Raw genomic sequence first — 19,201 nt, 5'->3', positions numbered from 1 at the left:
TTAATTGGTGGGTGCATTTTCTATTCTAAAACCAATATCGATAATGCCTTCTAATTCTTTAACGCCGTTTACTTTTCCATTTTCTCGCATGGCGTGCTGAATATTAACAATATACTCCCCAGTTTCAGAAAATATAACATTCTCTTTGTACCAAAGTTTATTTTCTTTTATGTCTGAAAAACCAGTGCCTAAAAACTCACCACTAGGTTCTGCCATTTGGTATTCTAATGTGTCTTTAATTACTTTTCCGTTAGGGAAATTTATACCAACAATTAAAAAAAGATTGCTATACTTATAATTGTTGTCATTTCTTAAAGTTACAAACAAATTGTAAGCATTAATCGAGTCTGGAGGTTTTATTTTAAAACTGATAATGGAGTCTTTATCCCATTTATTTGGAACAGTTTTATAACTATCGAAAACACTATTAGAATTGCAGGATGTAATGACAAAAGATAGGATTAAAATAATTGTCAATAATTTACTTTGCATTGTTTGGTTTTCTTTTGTTTCTTTTATAGTTACGTTTTCTTTTGCTTTTTGGTCTATCAAATCGTGTTAAACTATCTTGTCCAACAACGTTTTCAAAATCAGTTTTAGTATTTACAGGCACATCTAAAGCATAGTCTTCAAGGCTTGATACTTTTTTGTTTTTTTCATTCAAGACTATAATTTCCTTGGCCTGCGCATTAGTTATTATATGCCAATTTGCCCATTCTCCTTCATAAGCATACCACATAAGTCCTTTAAAAATATCTGTTTTTTGACAAACGGCTGTACCTTTTTCGGTTTGAAGTTTAATCTCTGTTTTGGGAAAATCTTTTAAAGCATCTAAATAAGCGTCTAACTCATAATTTAAACAACATTTTAACTTACCACATTGCCCAGCCAATTTTAAAGGATTTAAAGAAAGTTGTTGATACCTGGCTGCAGATGTACTTACAGAACGAAAATCTGTTAACCAAGTTGAACAGCACAGCTCACGACCACAAGAACCTATTCCGCCCAGCCTAGCGGCTTCTTGTCTAAAACCTACTTGTTTCATTTCTATTCGTGTTCTGAATTCTCTGGCAAAAACTTTGATAAGTTCTCTAAAATCCACACGATCTTCTGCGGTATAATAAAAAGTTGCTTTGCTGCCATCGCCTTGATATTCTATATCTGAAATTTTCATTTCAAGTTTTAGGTCAATTGCAAACTGTCTTGCTTTCACCTTCATTAGTTCTTCTTTGTCGCGTGAAGCAGACCAAATATCTATGTCTTTCTGTGATGCCTTACGATATATTTTAAATATTTCATCACTATCTTCAGAAATATTTTTACGTTTCATTTGTACTCTTACAAGTTCGCCTGTAAGTGTTACCATCCCTATATCATGTCCTGATTTTGCTTGAGTGGCGACAATATCACCAATACTTAATGATAAATTTTCTGTGTTTTGGTAGTAATGCTTTCTCCCATTCTTAAAACGTACCTCTACCCAATTAAATGGTTTTTCACCTTGCGGAAGCGACATGTTAGAGAGCCAATCAAAAACAGTAAGTTTGTTACAGCTGTCTGTTCCACATGTCCCATTATTTTTACAGCCTTTAGGTTGACCATCTTTACCAGTTGAACAACTGTTACAAGCCATTTTTTTATATATGTTGAATTCGTCAACAAAAAGTTGCGAATGGAAGTTAATAATTATTTAAACGTAAATATACTATTATTCTAAAGACTTAAAAGGAACTATTCTTAGTTTAAAAATAAAATAGGTTTTAATTTGCCTTTTGTTTTAACACTTCAAAAATATTTCTTAAATCTTTTTTGTAAGGTAAATAATCTGCTCGTCCTTTTTTAAAGATATCATTACTGTTGCCTTGTCCTTTCCTTAAAGCTTTCTGTTCCTCATAGGGTAATCTATTTATTTCCATGCAATTGGCGGAACAGCAATTTTCCATTACTTCTTTGCATTGATCACATTGTATAAAAAGCAGGTGACAGGCTTCATTAGCGCAATTAGTATGAATATCAAACGGCTTTCCGCATTGATGACAATTTGCAATAATGTCATTGCTAATGCGTTCAGCCCTTCTATCATCGAAAACAAAATTCTGTCCTAAATATTTGTTTTCTAAACCTATTTCGTTTACCTGCCTTGCATATTCAATTATACCACCTTCTAGCTGATATACATTTTTAAACCCCTTATGTTTAAAATAAGCACTAGCTTTTTCACAGCGGATGCCTCCAGTACAATACATGACAAGATTTTTATCCTCTTTATGGTCCTTTAAATCTTCTTCAATAATATCTAAAGATTCTCTAAAAGTATCTACATCTGGAGTAACTGCATTTTTAAAATGTCCAATTTCGCTTTCGTAATGATTTCTCATATCAACTAAAACCGTATTTTCATTTTCAATAAGGTCATTGAATCTTTTAGCATCTACATGAACTCCTTTGTTTGTGACATCAAAAGTTTTATCATTTAACCCGTCTGCTAAAATCTTATGTCTCACTTTAATTTTTAGTTTTAAAAAAGACTTATCGTCTTGTTCTCTAGCAATGTTTAATCGAATGTCTTTTAAAAAAGTTATGCTGTCTAAATGCGTTTTAAACTCATTAAAACGATCTGCTGGAAGCGATAATTGAGCATTTATACCTTCGTGAGCCACATATATTCTACCCAATACATCTAACGCATCCCAAGTAATGAACAAATGATCTCTAAATAGTTGTGGATTGCCAATTTTAGCATATTGATAAAAAGAAAGGGTAAGTCTGTTTTTGCCAGCCTTATCAATTAATTGAGCCCTTTCTTTAGCACTTAATTTATTGTACAGTTGCATGCTATACTAATTTTTAAGGTTAAAGAATGTTTTGGGCAAAAATACTCCTTTTTTAAAATACAGCAAGTTCAGAAACAAAAAAAGGTGCTTTTAACAAAGCACCTTAAAGACTTTTAGTTCTATAAAATCAAAAATCTTAAAAAGTTGAATTTTAGGGCCTAACTAACCGATAAAACCCTTTTTCATAGCAAAAAAATTCCCACTTTAATAAGTAGATGCAAAAAAACGTGAAAGGTTGCGTTATAAAATTGTAATATGATAAAAGTTGTAGTATTTTAGCATCACCTTCACAAGAAAAAATATAACAAATGAGTAACGATAAAGAAGCGAAATTAAAGGCGCTAAAATTAACTTTAGATAAATTAGATAAAGCATACGGAAAAGGAACTGTAATGAGAATGAGTGATTCGGCAGTAGTTGATATTGAGGCCATTTCATCTGGTTCATTGGGATTGGATATAGCTCTAGGTGTTGGTGGTTATCCTCGTGGAAGGGTTATAGAAGTTTACGGACCAGAATCATCTGGAAAAACTACTTTAACCTTGCACGCCATAGCAGAAGCACAAAAAGCTGGTGGTATTGCGGCTTTTATTGATGCAGAACATGCTTTTGATAGGTTTTATGCAGAAAAGTTGGGCGTAGATATCGATAATTTGATTATTTCTCAACCTGATCATGGAGAACAAGCTTTAGAAATTGCTGAAAATTTGGTGCGTTCTGGAGCCATAGATATTTTGGTTATAGATTCTGTCGCGGCATTAACTCCAAAAAGTGAAATAGAAGGCGAAATGGGTGACTCAAAAATGGGGCTTCATGCGCGTTTAATGTCTCAAGCGTTAAGAAAGCTAACAGCTACTATTAGTAAAACGAACTGTACAATGATTTTTATCAATCAGTTACGAGAGAAAATAGGCGTTATGTTTGGAAACCCAGAAACAACTACAGGTGGAAATGCTTTAAAATTCTATGCTTCTGTAAGACTAGATATTAGAAGATCTACACAGATTAAAGATAATAATGGTAATGTAGTTGGAAACAAAACAAGGGTTAAGGTTGTAAAAAACAAAGTTGCACCGCCATTTAAAACTGCAGAATTTGATATCATGTATGGTGAAGGTATATCTAAAGTTGGTGAAGTACTTGATATAGCGGTTGAAAACGAAATCATCAAGAAAAGTGGGTCTTGGTTTAGTTATGAAGACACGAAATTAGGTCAGGGAAGAGACTCTGTAAAAGAAATTATCAAAGATAATCCTGAATTACTGGAAGAACTTGAGGGAAAAATTAAGATTGCCATTAATGGGTAAATAAAATTATTTATACCGAATAGCGCAACCTTTTCTACATAAAAGCATCTATATTATAGATGTATAAATAAACCTTTAATCTTTTTTACGATGAAAAAGTTAGTTTTTCTGTGTTTGATATCTATACTTGCTGTTTCATGTAGTGTTGGTGATAATGATAGTGGTAATAACTACTATTTTGAATTTCTACCCATAGAAACTGCAGATGTTCCAGACACTATGGTCTTGAATGAGACATATCAAATAAATGTTACTTATTACAGGCCTACAATATGTCATTCTTTCAACGACTTTTATTTTCAAAAAAACGGGAACGAGCGCACTGTAGCAGTCATAAATCGTGTAATTGAAAGTGATAATTGTGAAGATTTAGCGGATGATTTAGTTGAAGTCTCTTTTAACTTTGTTTGCTTATATTCAGGCTCTTATGTGTTTAAGTTTTGGCAAGGTTTGGATGACAATGATAATGATCTGTATTATGAAGTAGAAGTGCCAGTAGTAGAATAAGGTTTAAAACAATTTATACGAGAAAATTTGAGTTTAGAGCAACTCATAGTAAAATGCAAAAAAAATGATACTAAAGCTCAAGGTGAATTATACAAGCTCTATAAGAGTAAATTATTTACATTATGCTTAAAGTATTCAAGAAGTCATGCAGAAGCACAAGATAATCTGCAAGATGCATTTGTGACTATTTTTAAAAAAATATCACAATTTAAGAATAAAGGTTCTTTTGAAGGTTGGATTAAACGGATAACTATCAACACTGCGTTGCAGTGTTATAGAACCAAAGGTGTTTTTAGCATTGTTAATGAAGATATACTTGATGAAACCGATTGGGAAGTTGAAGACACAGATGAGATTTCAATGGATTATTTGTTGCAAATTATTCAAGAATTGCCTGATAGATATAGATTGGTTTTCAACCTATATGTATTGGATGATTATTCGCACAAAGAAATTGCGAATATGTTGGAAATATCACAAGGAACCTCAAAATCTAACTTGGCTAGAGCAAGAGAGATTTTAAAGAAAAAAATAGAGGTTTATAAAGACGAGCAGAAATTGCAATCCTTATAATGAGTGAAAAAAAACATATAGATAGAATTTTTCAGGAAAGGCTAAAAGGTTTTGAGGCCATTCCAGATGATGCGGTTTGGGAAAACATAAAGTCAGAGCTTGAAAAAGAAAAAGATGACGATAAGCTTATTCCAATTTGGTGGCGCTATGCTGGAGTTGCTGCTTTATTGTTATTGTTTCTATCCATTGGTGGTTTGATGTTTAATAACGACGCTAATTCAGAGCCTGAAATAAAAGTTGTAGATTCGGAAAATACAACATCTTCAGGAAATTCAACCCTTCAAAATCTTTCTGATGATGAAAAAAATTCAGTTGATTTAAATTTAGACAGTAATCAAAATGAATCTTTAGCTTCAGAAGATAAAATTTCTCCTCAATCTAAACAAGAAAGTAATATTGACAATACAAATAAGAATTTAAATAATTCTGCCATTTCTGTTGATATCCCTAATGATGTTATTGATAACGAAACAAACATAGCAACAACTACTTCTTCAAATAAAGATTTGAACAACGAGGGATTAACAAACGATAATGGTGTACCTAAAAACATCGATAATTCTATTGCTTTAGACAATAAAACCAATATCAATCAAGGTGTGCCATCAAACTCTGCGGCTATTACTTCACAGAAATCAGATGATAATTTACCGCAAGACAATACTAGTGCCGAAGATTTACAAAAGATAAAATCCAACAAAAGTTTAGTTGACGATTCACCTATTATAGTAGCACAAAATGATATAACTGAAGAAGAAGACGAACTAGTAAATATAGCTTCTGTTGACTCTCTATCAATTGAAGAAGAAATTGCAAAAATTGAAGATCTTAAAAATATTATTGAAGAAGAAAAAAACCTGAACAGGTGGAGCATATCTCCTAATGTTGCACCTGTTTATTTTAACAGTTTAGGAAATGGTTCTTCAATTGATGAACAGTTTAACCAAAACTCAAAGACTGGAGAAATTAATATGAGTTATGGTGTTACGGGAAGCTATGCTATTAATGACAAATTGGTGGTTCGTGCTGGAATTAATAAAGTAAATTTGGGTTATAATACCAATGATATTCTTGTTTTTGAAACAACTGGGAAAGGACCAAATTCTGCTTTGTTAAGTAATGTTTCAGAAAATAAAAATGATACTCATTTATCTATTGTTAATGCTAGATCTGTGGTACTAGACCAAAACTCTAATATCGTAAACACATCGAATGTAGGATCAATCAATCAAGCTTTAGGATTTGTTGAAATTCCTATTGAATTGCAATACAATATTTTAAACACTAAACTGGGCGTAAATATTATTGGAGGCTTTAGTTCTTTCTTTTTAAGTGAAAATGAATTACGTTCAGAAATAAATGGAAACAGTACCTTAATTGGTGAAGCAAACAATGTAAATGATATAAGTTATAGTGCCAATTTAGGGTTGGGATTAAATTATAGTTTTTCTAAAAGTTTTAACTTTAATCTGGAACCTATTTTTAAATATCAAATTAATACATTTAACAATGTCTCTGGAAGCTTTAATCCTTACTTTATAGGGTTTTACACAGGTTTTAGCTTTAAATTTTAAGCTAATTCAAATATCTTATTTTATTAAAAGCTATTCTTAATCCAGAATAGCTTTTTTGTTTACCTCTAATAGCTGATTTAAAATAATGCTTCTGGATTTATTATTCAGTTCTTTTGTGTCTTCGACAATCAATCCTTTGGTTTGAATAAACTTATTCACAATAACACGTATCAATCCAGGTCCACCGCTAAAAAGTGAGTAAGAGAATCTTTTTTTATTATCCAAAAAACTTAAGGGTACAATAGGTATTTGATGGTTGATTGCTAATCTAAAAGCGCCATCTTTAAATTCGTCCAAAACAATATGCGCTTCTGGCACTCCGCCTTCTGGAAAAATACAGATGCTCAAACCTGATTGTAATTTTCGTTGTGCTCTTAAAAAAACTGCCTGACGACTTTTTGCTGAACTTCTATCGACCAAAATACAGGTCTTTTTATAAAAATATCCGAAAAGTGGAATTTTAGCCAATTCCTTCTTCCCTACAAATACAAATGGGTTTTTTACTGACACCAACATCATCATAATATCAATCATCGAAGTATGATTGGCTATAAACATATAACTTTTGCTTTGGTCGGGTATTTGCTCATATTTAATTTTCCATTTAAACCCCATTCCAATTAAAATAAATTTGGCCCAAAATCTAGCTAGTCTAAAAAAGAACCTGTACCAAGAATCTCTAGAAATTGAAATCAATAAAATTGGAAGTAATAAAATGATGGGTAAGGCAACTAATATATAAAACCAAATTCGATATAAAACCCAAAAAGGATATTTAAAAATATTCATAAGGTTCAAAAATACACAATTGTATTGAGCTAATTTAATAAAACAATTACCTTTGCAGGAATTATTAATTTAACCTATGGCAAGAATACTTACAGGAATTCAAAGCACTGGAACACCCCATTTAGGAAATATTCTAGGCGCTATTTTACCAGCAATAGAAATGGCAAACAACCCTGACAATGATTCTTTTTTATTTATTGCCAATTTACATACACTAACACAAATAAAAGACTCCAAAACTTTAAGAGAAAATACATATTCAACGGCAGCAACTTGGCTGGCCTGTGGTTTAGATATCGAAAAAAGTACATTTTACAGACAAAGTGATGTGCCTCAAGTAACTGAATTAGCGTGGCATTTAAGTTGCTTTTTTCCATATCAACGTTTAACTTTAGCGCACAGCTTTAAAGACAAAGTGGATAGATTGGATGATATAAATGCAGGCCTGTTTACTTATCCAATGCTTATGGCTGCTGATATTTTGTTGTTTGATGCTAATATTATTCCTGTTGGAAAAGACCAGTTGCAACATATAGAAATGACCCGAGATGTGGCTTCAAGATTCCATGCTAAAATGGGTAACACATTTGTTTTGCCAGAAGCCGACGTACAAAAAAACACAATGCTGATTCCAGGAACTGACGGTGAAAAGATGAGTAAAAGTAGAGGGAATACAATCAACATTTTTTTAGAAGAAAAAAAACTGCGCAAACAAATCATGTCTATTCAGACTGATAGTACTCCTCTTGAAGATCCTAAAGACTGGAAATCTTGTAATTGTTTTGCATTATATAGCCTGTTGGCTTCAAAAAAAAATATTGAAGCCATGAAAGTTAATTACGAACAAGGTGGATATGGTTATGGTCATGCAAAGCAAGCTTTGTTTGAACTTATTTTAGAAAAATTCGCTACAGAAAGAGAGCAATATAATTACTACATGAAAAACCTTTCAAAAGTAGATATCGCTTTAAATTTAGGGGCTTCAAAAGCAAAAAATGTGGCTGATGATGTATTGAATAGAGTAAGAGAAAAGGTAGGTTATTAAATAATCTCAAATTGCTTGCCCGGTAAAGGTCTAATCACGCCTTTTAATTCCATATTTAATAATAGACTAGCTACTTTAAATGTTGGCATATTACAGTTTAAAGCAATAACATCTAGTTGTTGTTTGTTATTTTCTTTTAAATAATTATAAATCACTTTTTCAAAATCATCCAATTTAACAAATAGCTTTTTTTGAACACTAGGCTTTTTATCAGTTTCTAAATTCCAATTAAGCATATAAGGAACATCCAAAGGGTTTGAAAGTAAATGCGCTTTTTGATGTTTTATTAAATTATTACAGCCTACACTTTGTGAATCTGTTGTTCTGCCTGGCACAGCAAAAACTTCTCTGTTGTATGAATTTGCAATCTCAACCGTTACCAAACTTCCTCCTTTTTCAGCAGACTCAATAACAACAGTTGCCTCGCTTAAGCCAGCAATAATTCGATTTCGTTTTAAAAAATTGTTTCTATCAAATACATCGCTACTCCAAAAGTCTGTCATAAAACCTCCATTCTTTTCAATGTCATGCACATACTTTTTGTGTGCTTTAGGATAAATTTGATTTAACCCATGAGCCAAACAACCTATGGTTTGTAAGTTATTTTTAACAGCACCTTTTTGAGCTGTGATGTCTGTTCCATAAGCAAAGCCTGAAACTATTATTGGATTATATGGTGTTAAGGTTTCTATTAAATTTTCACAAAAAGAGATGCCTTGTGTTGTGATTTTACGAGTACCAACAACACTAATAATATTTTGATTTCTTAAATTAATATTCCCAGAATAAAACAATAGAATTGGACCATCAATACAATGTTTTAATTTTTCTGGGTAGAGATAATCTGTAAAGTACCAATATGAAATATTATTGTTTTTAATGAAATTCAACTCCCCTTCAGCTGCATTTAAATGATTTGTTTCGAACAGTTCATTAATAACAATGGTGCCAATGCCTTCAATCTTAAGCAGATTTTGCTTTTTCTCTTTAAAAACAGCTTCTCCAGAACCACAATGTGAAATAAGCTTTTTTGCAGTTATATCTCCAATTTTTGGAACATGTTGTAGAGCTAAAGTATAAATAAGTTCCTGCTCGGTCATAAAACATTAAATTATGGTTACAAATAACAAAATTTTGGACTGTTAATAAAAAATTAGTAGTATGTTTTATTGACTAGCAAAAAATTCTAACTTTGTTAATATGCAACTTGAAACCTACATTAGCGATTTATTGTATAGGTACGAATGTGTTACCATACCAGAGTTTGGGGCGTTTTTAACACAGCGTGTTTCTGCAAGTATTACCGAAAACACAAACACTTTTTATCCTCCAAAAAAAGTGCTGTCTTTTAACGAACAGATTCAAAAGAGTGATGGTTTACTGGCACATTATATAGCCGATGTAGAAAAAATTCCTTTTGAGATTGCTTCCAATAAAATTAGAAAGCGAGTAAAATTGTTAAAGTCTTATTTAACACAGGGACAAACATTAAACTTTTCGAATATTGGCGAAATCTCTTTGAACATAGAAGGTAATATCTTGTTTGAACCTTCCTATCATCTAAATTATCTAACAGATTCTTTTGGATTATCTCAATTTGTATCGCCTAAAGTAAATAGAGAAATCTATAAAAAAGAGGGTGAAAAAATTGAGAAAGTAGTTCCTATTACTGTTACGCCAGAGCGTCAAAAAGCACGTCTGTATTTAAAGTACGCTGCTGTGGCACTAATCGCATTAACTCTTGGAGGTTTTGGTATGTCTAATTATTATGTCAATCAAATTGAAATTCATAACAGAATAGCGCAAGAAGAAGCCAATCAACAGCTTGAAAACAGAATTCAAGAAGCCACTTTTATAATAGACAATCCTTTACCAACTATTACACTTAATGTTACAAAACAAGTTGGTAAATACCACATTATAGCTGGTGCTTTCAGAATTGAAGAAAATTCTACAAAAATAATAGATCAATTAAAGAATTTGGGTTATAATGCACGTTACATTGGTGAAAACAAATATGGATTGCATGAAGTGGTATATTCAAGTTATGAAGATAGACTGGAAGCTCTACAGGCTCTGCGAAAAATAAGAAAAGAGCATAATTCTGAAGCTTGGTTATTGGTTAAAGAACTTTAATTCGCATTTTCTTTAATACCTCCTAAAAGGAACTTACCTTTGTGTTTTATCAAGACATTTCAATGGAATACAAAACACCAACGCAATCTAGAACAATATTGACGGACATGGTTTTGCCAAGTGAAACCAATCCACTAAACAATCTTTTTGGAGGTGAGCTCTTGGCTAGAATGGATCGTGCTGCTAGCATTGCTGCAAGAAGACATTCACGAAAGATAACCGTTACAGCTTCAGTAAACCATGTAGCATTCAATAGATCTATTCCTTTAGGAAGCGTTGTTACTGTTGAAGCTAAAGTATCACGTGCATTTAAAACTTCTATGGAAGTGTTTTTGGATGTCTGGATTGAAGATAGGGAATCTGGTGAAAGGGAAAAAGCCAATGAAGCTATATACACTTTTGTTGCGGTTGACGAGTCTGGTAAACCAGTCAAAATCCCAGCAATAAATCCAGAAACAGATTTAGAAAAGGAACGTTATGAAGGTGCTTTAAGACGTAAACAGTTAAGCTTAGTTCTGGCAGGTAAAATGAACCCAAATGATGCTACCGAATTAAAAGCACTGTTTCAATAATTACATTTTATAAATCCATTCTGCTGGATTTTGGGTCGTACTTTCTTTAAAAACACTAAAGTTTAAAATGGTTTCGCCGTTGGATGAGTTAGTAAAAACTTCTCCAATGCTTTGTTTTGTTTTCACTTTGTCTCCTTTTTTTACATAGACTTTTGCGAGGTTTTTATATGCTGTAATGTAATTTCCATGTTGTATCAAAACCGTGGGATTACCGTGCCTTATTGTAGAAACCGCCAATACTTCACCATCAAATACAGCGCGAACTTGGGCATTCTTTTCTGTAGCAATGCGAACGCCATTACTTTGTATTGTTGCTGTTTTCACGACTGGATGTTGTTGTTTCCCATATCGTAAAGTAACAATTCCTTTTTCTACAGGCCAAGGCAGACTTCCTTTGTTGGCTACAAAGCTAGCAGCCAAAGCTTTTGCTTCCGCAGTTAATTCAAAAGTTGTATTACTTTTCCCTGCTTTTTTATTTGAACTTGCTATCGCTTCTTTAATAATTTTCTCTATTTCTTTATCAATTCTATCGGCCTCTCTTTGCTTTGCTTTTATTTGAGCAGTATAAATATTTAGATTCTTATTTATCGAGCTCATAACAGCTTGATGTTGCTTTCTTTGAGCTTCTAATTCTCTTTGAGTTACTTTATTTTCGGCAATAAGTTTTTGTTTGTCATCTTTTTGCTTTAGTAATTTGGTGTTTAATTCCTGAAGTTCAATCGTTTTTGCTTTTATAATTTCGCCTTGTTCTTTTTGATAATTTGAGTACTGCTTTATGTAATTCAACCTTTTAAGAGCTTGACTAAAATCACTTGAAGACAATAAAAACATGACTCTGCTTTGTTCGTTTTTGCTTTTATAGGATTTAACAATCATAGCGGCATAATTGTCCTTTAAACCCTTGAGGTCTTCGCGGAGTTCAGTTATTTGGTTTTGGTTAAAGTTGATTTCTCGAGTCAACAAATTGGCTTGTTGATTCGTTACTTTAATTAAATTATTAAGCGAGTTGATTTTATAATTTAAGTCTTCAATAACCGATAGTTGCGATTTTTTTTTATAATTATTATCAGATATTAAAGCATTAATTTGTTTGATTTCATTTAATATCTGCTGTCTGCGTTGTTCTAGTTCTTTTTGTTTATCATTTTGCGAAAATGATAATAAGCAACAAAAGAAAAATATCAGAAAAGTATTTATTCTATATGTAAGTTTAGATAGTCTCATTTTAGAACTATTTCGTCATATCCCGAAGGAATTTTAAATGGAAATCTTAAATCTTCATTTAAAGAAACAGATTTATATTCTAAATCAATAATCATTTGGTCCGCAGCTTCTAACGCAATAATCTTAATATTTTCAGGAACTATTTGCCTATTTACTTTTTGATAATTTAGATAGTCAATTTCCAGAAACCTTGATTCTTCAGTTTGTAAAAATTGTTGCGAATTTAACTTAAAATGTGAAGGGTTTATGAGAAAGAAAACTTCAAACAATTCATTTGCGGTTTTTGGTTGTAAAATATAAGTATTGTTATCAACCGAAAGCAAATAATTTTCAGCTTTTAAATCATATAGCGCTTCTCCTAATAACAAGTTTTGAACCTTTTCGAAATCTAATTCAGTTCCTAACAAATCACTTAAATACTCAAAATCGCCATCAAAATACGTGTTATCCAATTTATTGTAAAAACTTACTTTCTCTGGTGTAATTAAGGCCTTAACTACAGATATTGGAGTTGACATCAACAAGATTTGCTTATCCTTTTCGATTCTCAAATTCACCGTATAGCTCTGTTCTCTATTTCCGTCAAGTATATTAATTTTTACTCTTGATGATAAGGTTCTAAATGTCGCCTCTCGCTTTGAGTTTTCTCTTATAACTTGTTTTTTATTTAGGTTTAGATTCGCATCACTTGTACTCAATGATTTAGAGGACTTACATCCAAATTCAACTACCAATAATAAAACAAAAATAAAACCTATATAGCGCTTGTATCTCATTAATTATGAATCTCTAATTGTTTGGCTTTATCACTAAACGTTTTTGCTTTCTGCGTATTGTTGGTTTGCATATATGCGATACTTAATTGTTTATAAAAATCTAATTCCATTTTTGTGTCATCAATGATATAATCAAGACCCATTTCTAGCATTTCAATGGCATCTTTGGGTTTATTTAGTTTATTGGAAGCAACGCCATTTATTAAATATAATAAGGGTTGAGATGGATAGCTGTTAATGGCATTTAAACTTTCTGATTTTGCAACTTCGTATTGTTCTAAATCTATTTCCAATAGCAAGATATTCTTTAGAATTGTGTAATCTTCAGTATGGCTTTTTAGAGCTTCTTTGTAGTACTTTAAAGCATTTATTTTATCTTCTTTGGCATGATAATACTCTGCTACTTTTAAATAGCTATTCACATTATTATCTTCACCTCCAGCGACAATCGTGGCTTCAATTAAATCGGGTTCATATTGTGGATTTAATTTTACATACTTAACAAAATCTGATAGTACTAATGCTTTTGCATTGGGTTTTATCTGGGAACTCTGTACAACAATTTTCATGGATTCAATGGCTTTATCTGGATTGTTTTCGTCTAGATAAAATTTATATAAGGCTAAATGTGCCAAATGAGAATCAGGGCTAATTTCTAACAGTTTTTTAGCTGTTTCAAAGGCTTCTTCTTTTTGATTGTTTTCGCTATATCTATAAATAAGTGCCAGATAATTAGTTTCTTGATCAGGATTATTTTCTACACGCTCTTCAAGATTTTCTATTTGATCTTTTTTCTTTCCTGTAGCATCATAAATTTGGTTTCTTAAAATATCTCTGTTATAAGTAACTCCAAACTCTGCATCAAGTTCATCCAGAACTTCTAGAGCGTTTTTATATTTTTGTGTTTTAACATAAAGAGCAGCTAAATCTTCCTTATAGTCTGGATGATATTTAACTAATTGTCTGACAGTTTTAATAGCTTTATCATAATCATTTTGTTGAGCATAAACTTCATACAATTCGTCTAGATACCATTCATTATCTGGCTCTTTATTTACTGCTTTTTTTAATGCATCTTCGGCGGCACCAAAATTTTTTAGTTTTACATAGTTTTTTCCTAATTCAAAATACACTACTGAATTAGAATCATCTAATTCTAAACATTTTAATAATTCATTAACTGCCCTATCGTAATTTTCTATTCCTTTTTGTTTAAGTGCTTCGAAAAAATGTTCTTGAAAGTTGTCTTCAACTTGTCCTAAATCGTCATCAGGCTTTTTATTAAAATCTACTTGAGCAAAATTTATTTTAGGAATTAAAAAAATTCCAAGAATAAATAACTTTATGTAAATGTTTAATTTCATTGATATTTAATGTTCTTCAATTGAAGTTTAACAAGTATTATTCCAAAACTGAATAATCTCCCAAGCTTACTTTAGTAAATTTACCATCATAACTAACATGATTACCTATCATGGCTTGGTCTAAATTAGCATTTTTTATCATGGAATGGTTTTGAATTAAGCTATTTTTAACGGTTGAGTTTTCTATGGTGCAATCGTTACCAATTGACACGTTCGGGCCAATCGTTGTGTTGACTAGCTTCACATTTTGACCAATAAAACAAGGCACTATAATATCTGAGTTTTTCTTTGAAACATCAGGTGAAATTAATTGTTCCGTTCTGTCCTTCTGTAAAAAATTAAGCATTTTTGAGTTGGTTTCTATAGTCACAGCTTTGTTGCCACAATCCATCCAAGCTTTTACCTGTCCAGTTTTAAATATGTTACCGTTTGCCATCATTCCTTTTATCCCGTCATTTATTTGATATTCACCTCCATTTTTAATATTGTTATCCAATACTTTTTGAAGTTCAGCTTTTAAAACGCCAACATCCTTAAAGTAGTATATTCCAATAACAGCTAAATCGCTTATATAAGTTTTTGGCTTTTCAACTAATTCAATAATTTCATTTTTATCGTTAAGGTTTACAACACCAAATGCTTCAGGATTGTCAACTTTTTTTACCCATATTACGGAGTCTGCTTCTTGATCTAAATTAAAGTCTGCTCTTATTAATGTATCGGCATATGCAATTACAGCTGGTCCAGAAAGTGACTCTTTCGCACACATAATGGCATGACCGGTTCCTAAAGGTTGATCTTGACGATAAATGGAAGCTTTTGCATTTAAACTTTCAGCCAATTGTTTTAAGCTTGAAACAACATCATTCCCAAAAAAGGCTTCGTCTCCTAATATGAAAGCTATTTCGTCTATAGGCTGTTTAAGAACTTTAGCTATATCTTTAACCAAACGATGAACAATGGGTTGACCAGCGACAGGTATTAATGGCTTCGGAATTGTTAATGTATGTGGGCGAAGTCGAGAACCACGGCCAGCCATTGGGACTATAATTTTCATAAATTAGTTTTTCTATTTTGTTCCTGTACTTCCAAAACCACCTTCTCCTCTAGTAGTCTCAGAAAGTTCATCAATATTAATCCAGTCGGCATGTTCGTGTTTGGCTATGACTAATTGTGCAATGCGTTCTCCATTCTGAATTATAAAATCTTCATTAGACAAATTCACTAAAATTACACCTATTTCTCCTCGGTAATCGGCATCAATAGTTCCAGGCGCATTTAAAACTGTTATTCCTTTTTTTGCTGCTAATCCACTTCTGGGTCTTACTTGTGCTTCGTAGCCTATTGGTAATTCAATAAACAAGCCAGTACCAACTATACTGCGTTCAAATGGCTTTAATGTTCTTGATTCTGAAAGATTCGCGCGTAAATCCATCCCTGCTGAAGCTAAAGTTTCATAATTGGGTAATTCGTGATTGGATTTATTTAATATTTTAATGTTCATTTTAACTTTTTAAAAATAGTTTTAATTGATTTTTTTCTAGAACTGATACAATTCCCAAAAATACTAAAACTAAACCTGTATTTAAATAATAGTTGCTATTAGTCCTTAACGCTAAAACTGAAAACACAATAGCTAAAATTAAATAGAAAGCAATATTCTTTAAATTGTATGGTACAGGATAATATTTTTGTCCGAAAAAGTACGATAACAACATCATAACACCATATGCAGCAAGTGTTGCCCAAGCTGATGCCATAAATCCTATTTTAGGAATCATGATATAATTAAATGCAATCGTTATTATTGCACCTACAAGAGACAAATACATACCGTACTGTGTTCTATCAGTAAGTTTATACCAAATGGCTAGATTGAAGTAAATTCCCAAACAAAGATTTGCCAATAGCACTATTGGAACAATTTCTATGGCAATCCAATAGCTTTCATCTTTTACTAAAAATTCTTTTATGATATCCAGATAAGCAACTATAAATACCAGCATAAAACTTCCAAAGATTACAAAGTATTTCATTATCGTTGCATAGGTACTTTTTGCATTGGTTTCTTTTGAATGATTAAAGAAGAATGGCTCTGCTCCAAGTCTAAATCCTTGAATAAAAATGGTCATAAAAACTGCTATCTTATAACATCCACTATAAGCACCATTTATATCTTTTCCTAACATTTCAGGAAGCAACCATTTATCGAAATTCTCATTAATAACATAGGCTAATCCAGCCACCATTATCGGCCAGCCATAATTTAGCAATTGCTTTAATATTGATATATCAAATTGAAACTTCGTTTTAAAGAAATAAGGCGACAAAAGCAGTAATGTGGCTATACTTGCTACTAGATTAGCAATGAAAATATACTTGACCAAATCATTAGAATCAAAATTGAAAAATTGAAACCCGAATCTTGGAACAGCCCAAAGAAAGAAGAAATTTAATAACACATAAATAGCAATATTTGATAGTTTTATTGCTGTAAATTTTATTGGTCTTCCTGTAGCTCTTAAATATGCAAAAGGAGCAACAACAAGCGTGTCTAAAACTAAAACACTTAATAATAAATTGAAATAATCTTGATTAAGGTTTACTAATGTTGCTAATTGCCGATTAAAACTAAAACTAACCACAAAAAATAGAACGGCTGTAGCTGTTAAGCTAATAAGTGTTGTAGAAAAAACTTTGCCTTTTTCTTCACTTTTACTAAAGAACCTGAAGAAAGCTGTCTCCATGCCATAAGTTAATAGTACATTAAAAAAAGCAGCATAGACATAAAACGTTGTATTATCAGAATAACTGGTAGTTTCTAGAGTATCCGTATGAAGAGGCACTAAAATAAAGTTCATTAATCTAGGTAAAACAGTTGCCATACCATAGATTACTGTGTCTTTAAAAAAGGTTTTTAATGCACCCAATAGATAACAATTTATGTTGCTAAAAATACGTTTTTAGCAAACGTAAACCAAAGATAACTCATTGCTTATTCTGCGGTGTGCTTGGGTAAGACAATGTTGGCTTCTCTTTAATCTTCTTAATTTTGAAATATTTTATTCTATTATTTTCCTTATAGCTTATAACACATTCATTGTCTTTAAGATTAAAAGGAATACTCTTTGGAATTATTGGCACTTGATTGCCAAATTCGCCTTGCGGTTTATCACTTAAAATAACATCTGGCTTTCTGTTTAATACTGTTGAAAACCTACCTACAAAAGAATTATTACTCGAATTCGTTCCCAATTTTACACTTTTTCCTCTAAAATAAACACTGTCAAAAATCACATTTTGATTGTTCTCAACAAGGTTTACAAAAAGATTGATTCCAGAGCCACCACCTTGAATACCTGCTACCCATTTTTGATAATAGACTTCTCCAAGTTCAACTGGAGCATTGTCTTGCAAATTTTGCGCACTTGAACAATGCGAAAAACTAAGTAAAATAAAGCTTCCAAAAAATATATTTACAATCTGTTTCATTTTCAAAATAGAATATTATAAAGATACTATTTCAAAAGATATGCCATAAAAAAGCCCTACTAAAAAGTAAGACTAAATTTTAATTGTTTGAAAAGATCTTTCGACTGCACTTAAGGCGACAATTCTATAATATTTAATTATTTAACGCTTCAGCACCACCAACAATTTCTAAAATCTCGTTAGTAATAGCGGCTTGTCTAGCTTTATTATACGTTAATTTAAGCTGATCTCTCAATTCTGTGGCATTATCTGTTGCCTTATGCATTGCTGTCATACGTGCACCATGTTCACTTGCGAAAGAATCTCTAATAGCTTTATATAATTGAGTTTTTAATGCTTTGGGAATTAGTGCTTCAACAATCTCAATTTTTGATGGTTCAAATATATAATCAACATTAGTGTTTGCTTCACCTTCACCTTCAACTGGAACAATTGGAAGAAACTGTTCTGTCATGATTTCTTGTGTTGCAGCATTTTTAAACTTGTTGTAAACCAATTCAATTTTATCAAAATCACCAATAACAAATTTATCCATAAGCATTTGAGCAATTTCTGCTACATTATCAAATGTTAAATCATCATAAACACTGCTCTTATTAGCAATTACTCTTGACGATTTTTTAAAAGCATCATTTGCTTTTTTACCAATGGCAACAAAAGAAACATTTTTGTTTTTATATTCTTCGTCTTTAAGTTTGATTACTTGCTTAATAATGTTTGAATTAAAAGCACCACATAACCCTCTATTAGAAGTAATAGCAACAATAAGAACATTGTTTACTTCGCGTTGCATTGAAAATTTACTTCCAGAATCTGCATCTAATGTTGCACTTAAACTTTGTAAAAGCTCGGTTAACTTATTGGCATAAGGCCTCATTGCAGTAATAGCATCTTGAGCCTTCTTTAACTTTGCAGCAGAAACCATTTTCATGGCACTGGTTATCTGCATTGTTGAAGATACCGATGATATTCTGTTACGTATTTCTTTTAAGTTTGCCATTCCTATTA

General features: G+C 31.7%; 20 protein-coding genes. 7 read left to right on the top strand and 13 right to left on the bottom strand.

The features are described 5' to 3' along the window. The 3 genes from AAFP94_RS04065 to trhO form a co-directional block, all read right to left on the bottom strand. Window positions 1-492 (bottom strand): gliding motility lipoprotein GldH, encoded by a 492-nt coding sequence (locus AAFP94_RS04065; RefSeq protein ID WP_316660315.1) that lies wholly within the window; start codon window positions 490-492, stop codon window positions 1-3. Beyond that, entirely contained in the window at window positions 482-1,633 is a 1,152-nt protein-coding gene (locus AAFP94_RS04060; protein ID WP_316660316.1) for a PSP1 domain-containing protein, read from the bottom strand. The genes AAFP94_RS04065 and AAFP94_RS04060 overlap by 11 nt, the downstream gene beginning before the upstream one ends. Window positions 1,634-1,760: 127 nt before the next feature. Beyond that, window positions 1,761-2,834 carry an oxygen-dependent tRNA uridine(34) hydroxylase TrhO gene (trhO, locus tag AAFP94_RS04055; protein WP_316660317.1) on the bottom strand — a complete coding sequence of 358 codons (1,074 nt, stop codon included), beginning with the start codon at window positions 2,832-2,834 and terminating at the stop codon, window positions 1,761-1,763. Window positions 2,835-3,142: 308 nt separating this feature from the next. On the opposite strand from trhO, the gene recA reads away from it, so the two are divergent. The 4 genes from recA to AAFP94_RS04035 all read left to right on the top strand — a co-directional run bounded on the left by recA (window position 3,143) and on the right by AAFP94_RS04035 (window position 6,795). Beyond that, window positions 3,143-4,141 (top strand): recombinase RecA, encoded by a 999-nt coding sequence (recA, locus tag AAFP94_RS04050; RefSeq protein WP_316660318.1) that lies wholly within the window; start codon window positions 3,143-3,145, stop codon window positions 4,139-4,141. 90 nt (window positions 4,142-4,231) lie between these two features. After that, window positions 4,232-4,648 carry a hypothetical protein gene (locus tag AAFP94_RS04045; protein ID WP_316660320.1) on the top strand — a complete coding sequence of 139 codons (417 nt, stop codon included), beginning with the start codon at window positions 4,232-4,234 and terminating at the stop codon, window positions 4,646-4,648. Window positions 4,649-4,675: 27 nt separating this feature from the next. Next, a complete protein-coding gene (locus AAFP94_RS04040; RefSeq protein WP_316660321.1) occupies window positions 4,676-5,221 on the top strand; it encodes an RNA polymerase sigma factor in 546 nt (181 codons plus the stop codon). Then, window positions 5,221-6,795 (top strand): hypothetical protein, encoded by a 1,575-nt coding sequence (locus tag AAFP94_RS04035; protein ID WP_316660322.1) that lies wholly within the window; start codon window positions 5,221-5,223, stop codon window positions 6,793-6,795. The genes AAFP94_RS04040 and AAFP94_RS04035 overlap by 1 nt, the downstream gene beginning before the upstream one ends. Before the next feature lie 36 nt (window positions 6,796-6,831). Here AAFP94_RS04035 and AAFP94_RS04030 read toward each other — a convergent pair whose 3' ends face one another. Then, entirely contained in the window at window positions 6,832-7,584 is a 753-nt protein-coding gene (locus AAFP94_RS04030) for a lysophospholipid acyltransferase family protein (protein ID WP_316660323.1), read from the bottom strand. Between the two features lie 76 nt (window positions 7,585-7,660). Between AAFP94_RS04030 and trpS the strand changes: the two genes are divergently transcribed. Next, complete coding sequence (gene trpS / locus AAFP94_RS04025; protein ID WP_316660324.1) at window positions 7,661-8,629, top strand: tryptophan--tRNA ligase; 969 nt, start codon at window positions 7,661-7,663, stop codon at window positions 8,627-8,629. On the opposite strand, the gene dprA is transcribed toward trpS, so the two are convergent. After that, window positions 8,626-9,729 (bottom strand): DNA-processing protein DprA, encoded by a 1,104-nt coding sequence (gene dprA, locus AAFP94_RS04020; RefSeq protein WP_316660325.1) that lies wholly within the window; start codon window positions 9,727-9,729, stop codon window positions 8,626-8,628. The two genes, trpS and dprA, sit on opposite strands and share 4 nt — an antisense overlap. A gap of 100 nt (window positions 9,730-9,829) precedes the next feature. Between dprA and AAFP94_RS04015 the strand changes: the two genes are divergently transcribed. Continuing rightward, window positions 9,830-10,765, top strand: a complete 936-nt coding sequence (locus AAFP94_RS04015; RefSeq protein WP_316660326.1) for an HU domain-containing protein — start codon at window positions 9,830-9,832, stop codon at window positions 10,763-10,765. Window positions 10,766-10,827: 62 nt separating this feature from the next. Continuing rightward, window positions 10,828-11,337: an acyl-CoA thioesterase gene (locus tag AAFP94_RS04010; RefSeq protein WP_316660327.1), complete on the top strand. Its 510-nt coding sequence runs from the start codon at window positions 10,828-10,830 to the stop codon at window positions 11,335-11,337. Here the strand turns inward: AAFP94_RS04010 and AAFP94_RS04005 are convergent, their stop codons facing one another. The 8 genes from AAFP94_RS04005 to atpG all read right to left on the bottom strand — a co-directional run bounded on the left by AAFP94_RS04005 (window position 11,338) and on the right by atpG (window position 19,193). After that, complete coding sequence (locus tag AAFP94_RS04005) at window positions 11,338-12,561, bottom strand: murein hydrolase activator EnvC family protein (RefSeq protein WP_316660328.1); 1,224 nt, start codon at window positions 12,559-12,561, stop codon at window positions 11,338-11,340. Then, on the bottom strand, window positions 12,558-13,337 hold the full coding sequence (locus tag AAFP94_RS04000) for a DUF4292 domain-containing protein (protein WP_316660329.1): 780 nt from the start codon (window positions 13,335-13,337) through the stop codon (window positions 12,558-12,560). Before AAFP94_RS04000 ends, AAFP94_RS04005 begins: the two co-directional genes overlap by 4 nt. Beyond that, window positions 13,337-14,701: a tetratricopeptide repeat protein gene (locus tag AAFP94_RS03995; protein WP_316660330.1), complete on the bottom strand. Its 1,365-nt coding sequence runs from the start codon at window positions 14,699-14,701 to the stop codon at window positions 13,337-13,339. Before AAFP94_RS03995 ends, AAFP94_RS04000 begins: the two co-directional genes overlap by 1 nt. A gap of 37 nt (window positions 14,702-14,738) precedes the next feature. Continuing rightward, complete coding sequence (locus tag AAFP94_RS03990; protein WP_316660331.1) at window positions 14,739-15,758, bottom strand: sugar phosphate nucleotidyltransferase; 1,020 nt, start codon at window positions 15,756-15,758, stop codon at window positions 14,739-14,741. A 12-nt stretch (window positions 15,759-15,770) separates the two neighbouring features. Beyond that, the gene (gene dut / locus AAFP94_RS03985; protein ID WP_316660332.1) at window positions 15,771-16,205 is read right to left on the bottom strand and encodes a dUTP diphosphatase; all 435 of its coding nucleotides are present in this window, start codon (window positions 16,203-16,205) and stop codon (window positions 15,771-15,773) included. A gap of 1 nt (window position 16,206) precedes the next feature. Further along, window positions 16,207-17,631, bottom strand: a complete 1,425-nt coding sequence (locus AAFP94_RS03980; RefSeq protein WP_316660334.1) for an oligosaccharide flippase family protein — start codon at window positions 17,629-17,631, stop codon at window positions 16,207-16,209. A gap of 58 nt (window positions 17,632-17,689) precedes the next feature. After that, window positions 17,690-18,193, bottom strand: a complete 504-nt coding sequence (locus AAFP94_RS03975; RefSeq protein ID WP_316660335.1) for a hypothetical protein — start codon at window positions 18,191-18,193, stop codon at window positions 17,690-17,692. Between the two features lie 133 nt (window positions 18,194-18,326). Then, window positions 18,327-19,193, bottom strand: coding sequence for an ATP synthase F1 subunit gamma (gene atpG / locus AAFP94_RS03970; protein WP_316660337.1), 867 nt, complete (start codon window positions 19,191-19,193; stop codon window positions 18,327-18,329). Between the last annotated feature and the right edge of the window lie 8 nt (window positions 19,194-19,201).

Source organism: Gilvirhabdus luticola (assembly GCF_040117515.1).
Classification (GTDB): Bacteria; Bacteroidota; Bacteroidia; order Flavobacteriales; family Flavobacteriaceae; genus Gilvirhabdus; species Gilvirhabdus luticola.
This window is presented reverse-complemented; position numbering and strand designations above follow the sequence as displayed.

Bases quoted from the DNA above. Each gene is read 5' to 3' on its own strand.
- dprA (WP_316660325.1), bottom strand. From the start codon at position 9,729: ATGACCGAGCAGGAACTTATTTATACTTTAGCTCTACAACATGTTCCA.
- recA (WP_316660318.1), top strand. From the start codon at position 3,143: ATGAGTAACGATAAAGAAGCGAAATTAAAGGCGCTAAAATTAACTTTA.
- AAFP94_RS04035 (WP_316660322.1), top strand. From the start codon at position 5,221: ATGAGTGAAAAAAAACATATAGATAGAATTTTTCAGGAAAGGCTAAAA.
- AAFP94_RS04010 (WP_316660327.1), top strand. From the start codon at position 10,828: ATGGAATACAAAACACCAACGCAATCTAGAACAATATTGACGGACATG.
- AAFP94_RS03975 (WP_316660335.1), bottom strand. From the start codon at position 18,193: ATGAAACAGATTGTAAATATATTTTTTGGAAGCTTTATTTTACTTAGT.
- AAFP94_RS04060 (WP_316660316.1), bottom strand. From the start codon at position 1,633: ATGGCTTGTAACAGTTGTTCAACTGGTAAAGATGGTCAACCTAAAGGC.
- AAFP94_RS04065 (WP_316660315.1), bottom strand. From the start codon at position 492: ATGCAAAGTAAATTATTGACAATTATTTTAATCCTATCTTTTGTCATT.
- trhO (WP_316660317.1), bottom strand. From the start codon at position 2,834: ATGCAACTGTACAATAAATTAAGTGCTAAAGAAAGGGCTCAATTAATT.
- AAFP94_RS04000 (WP_316660329.1), bottom strand. From the start codon at position 13,337: ATGAGATACAAGCGCTATATAGGTTTTATTTTTGTTTTATTATTGGTA.
- AAFP94_RS04045 (WP_316660320.1), top strand. From the start codon at position 4,232: ATGAAAAAGTTAGTTTTTCTGTGTTTGATATCTATACTTGCTGTTTCA.
- AAFP94_RS04005 (WP_316660328.1), bottom strand. From the start codon at position 12,561: ATGAGACTATCTAAACTTACATATAGAATAAATACTTTTCTGATATTT.
- AAFP94_RS04015 (WP_316660326.1), top strand. From the start codon at position 9,830: ATGCAACTTGAAACCTACATTAGCGATTTATTGTATAGGTACGAATGT.
- atpG (WP_316660337.1), bottom strand. From the start codon at position 19,193: ATGGCAAACTTAAAAGAAATACGTAACAGAATATCATCGGTATCTTCA.
- AAFP94_RS03995 (WP_316660330.1), bottom strand. From the start codon at position 14,701: ATGAAATTAAACATTTACATAAAGTTATTTATTCTTGGAATTTTTTTA.
- trpS (WP_316660324.1), top strand. From the start codon at position 7,661: ATGGCAAGAATACTTACAGGAATTCAAAGCACTGGAACACCCCATTTA.
- dut (WP_316660332.1), bottom strand. From the start codon at position 16,205: ATGAACATTAAAATATTAAATAAATCCAATCACGAATTACCCAATTAT.
- AAFP94_RS03990 (WP_316660331.1), bottom strand. From the start codon at position 15,758: ATGAAAATTATAGTCCCAATGGCTGGCCGTGGTTCTCGACTTCGCCCA.
- AAFP94_RS04030 (WP_316660323.1), bottom strand. From the start codon at position 7,584: ATGAATATTTTTAAATATCCTTTTTGGGTTTTATATCGAATTTGGTTT.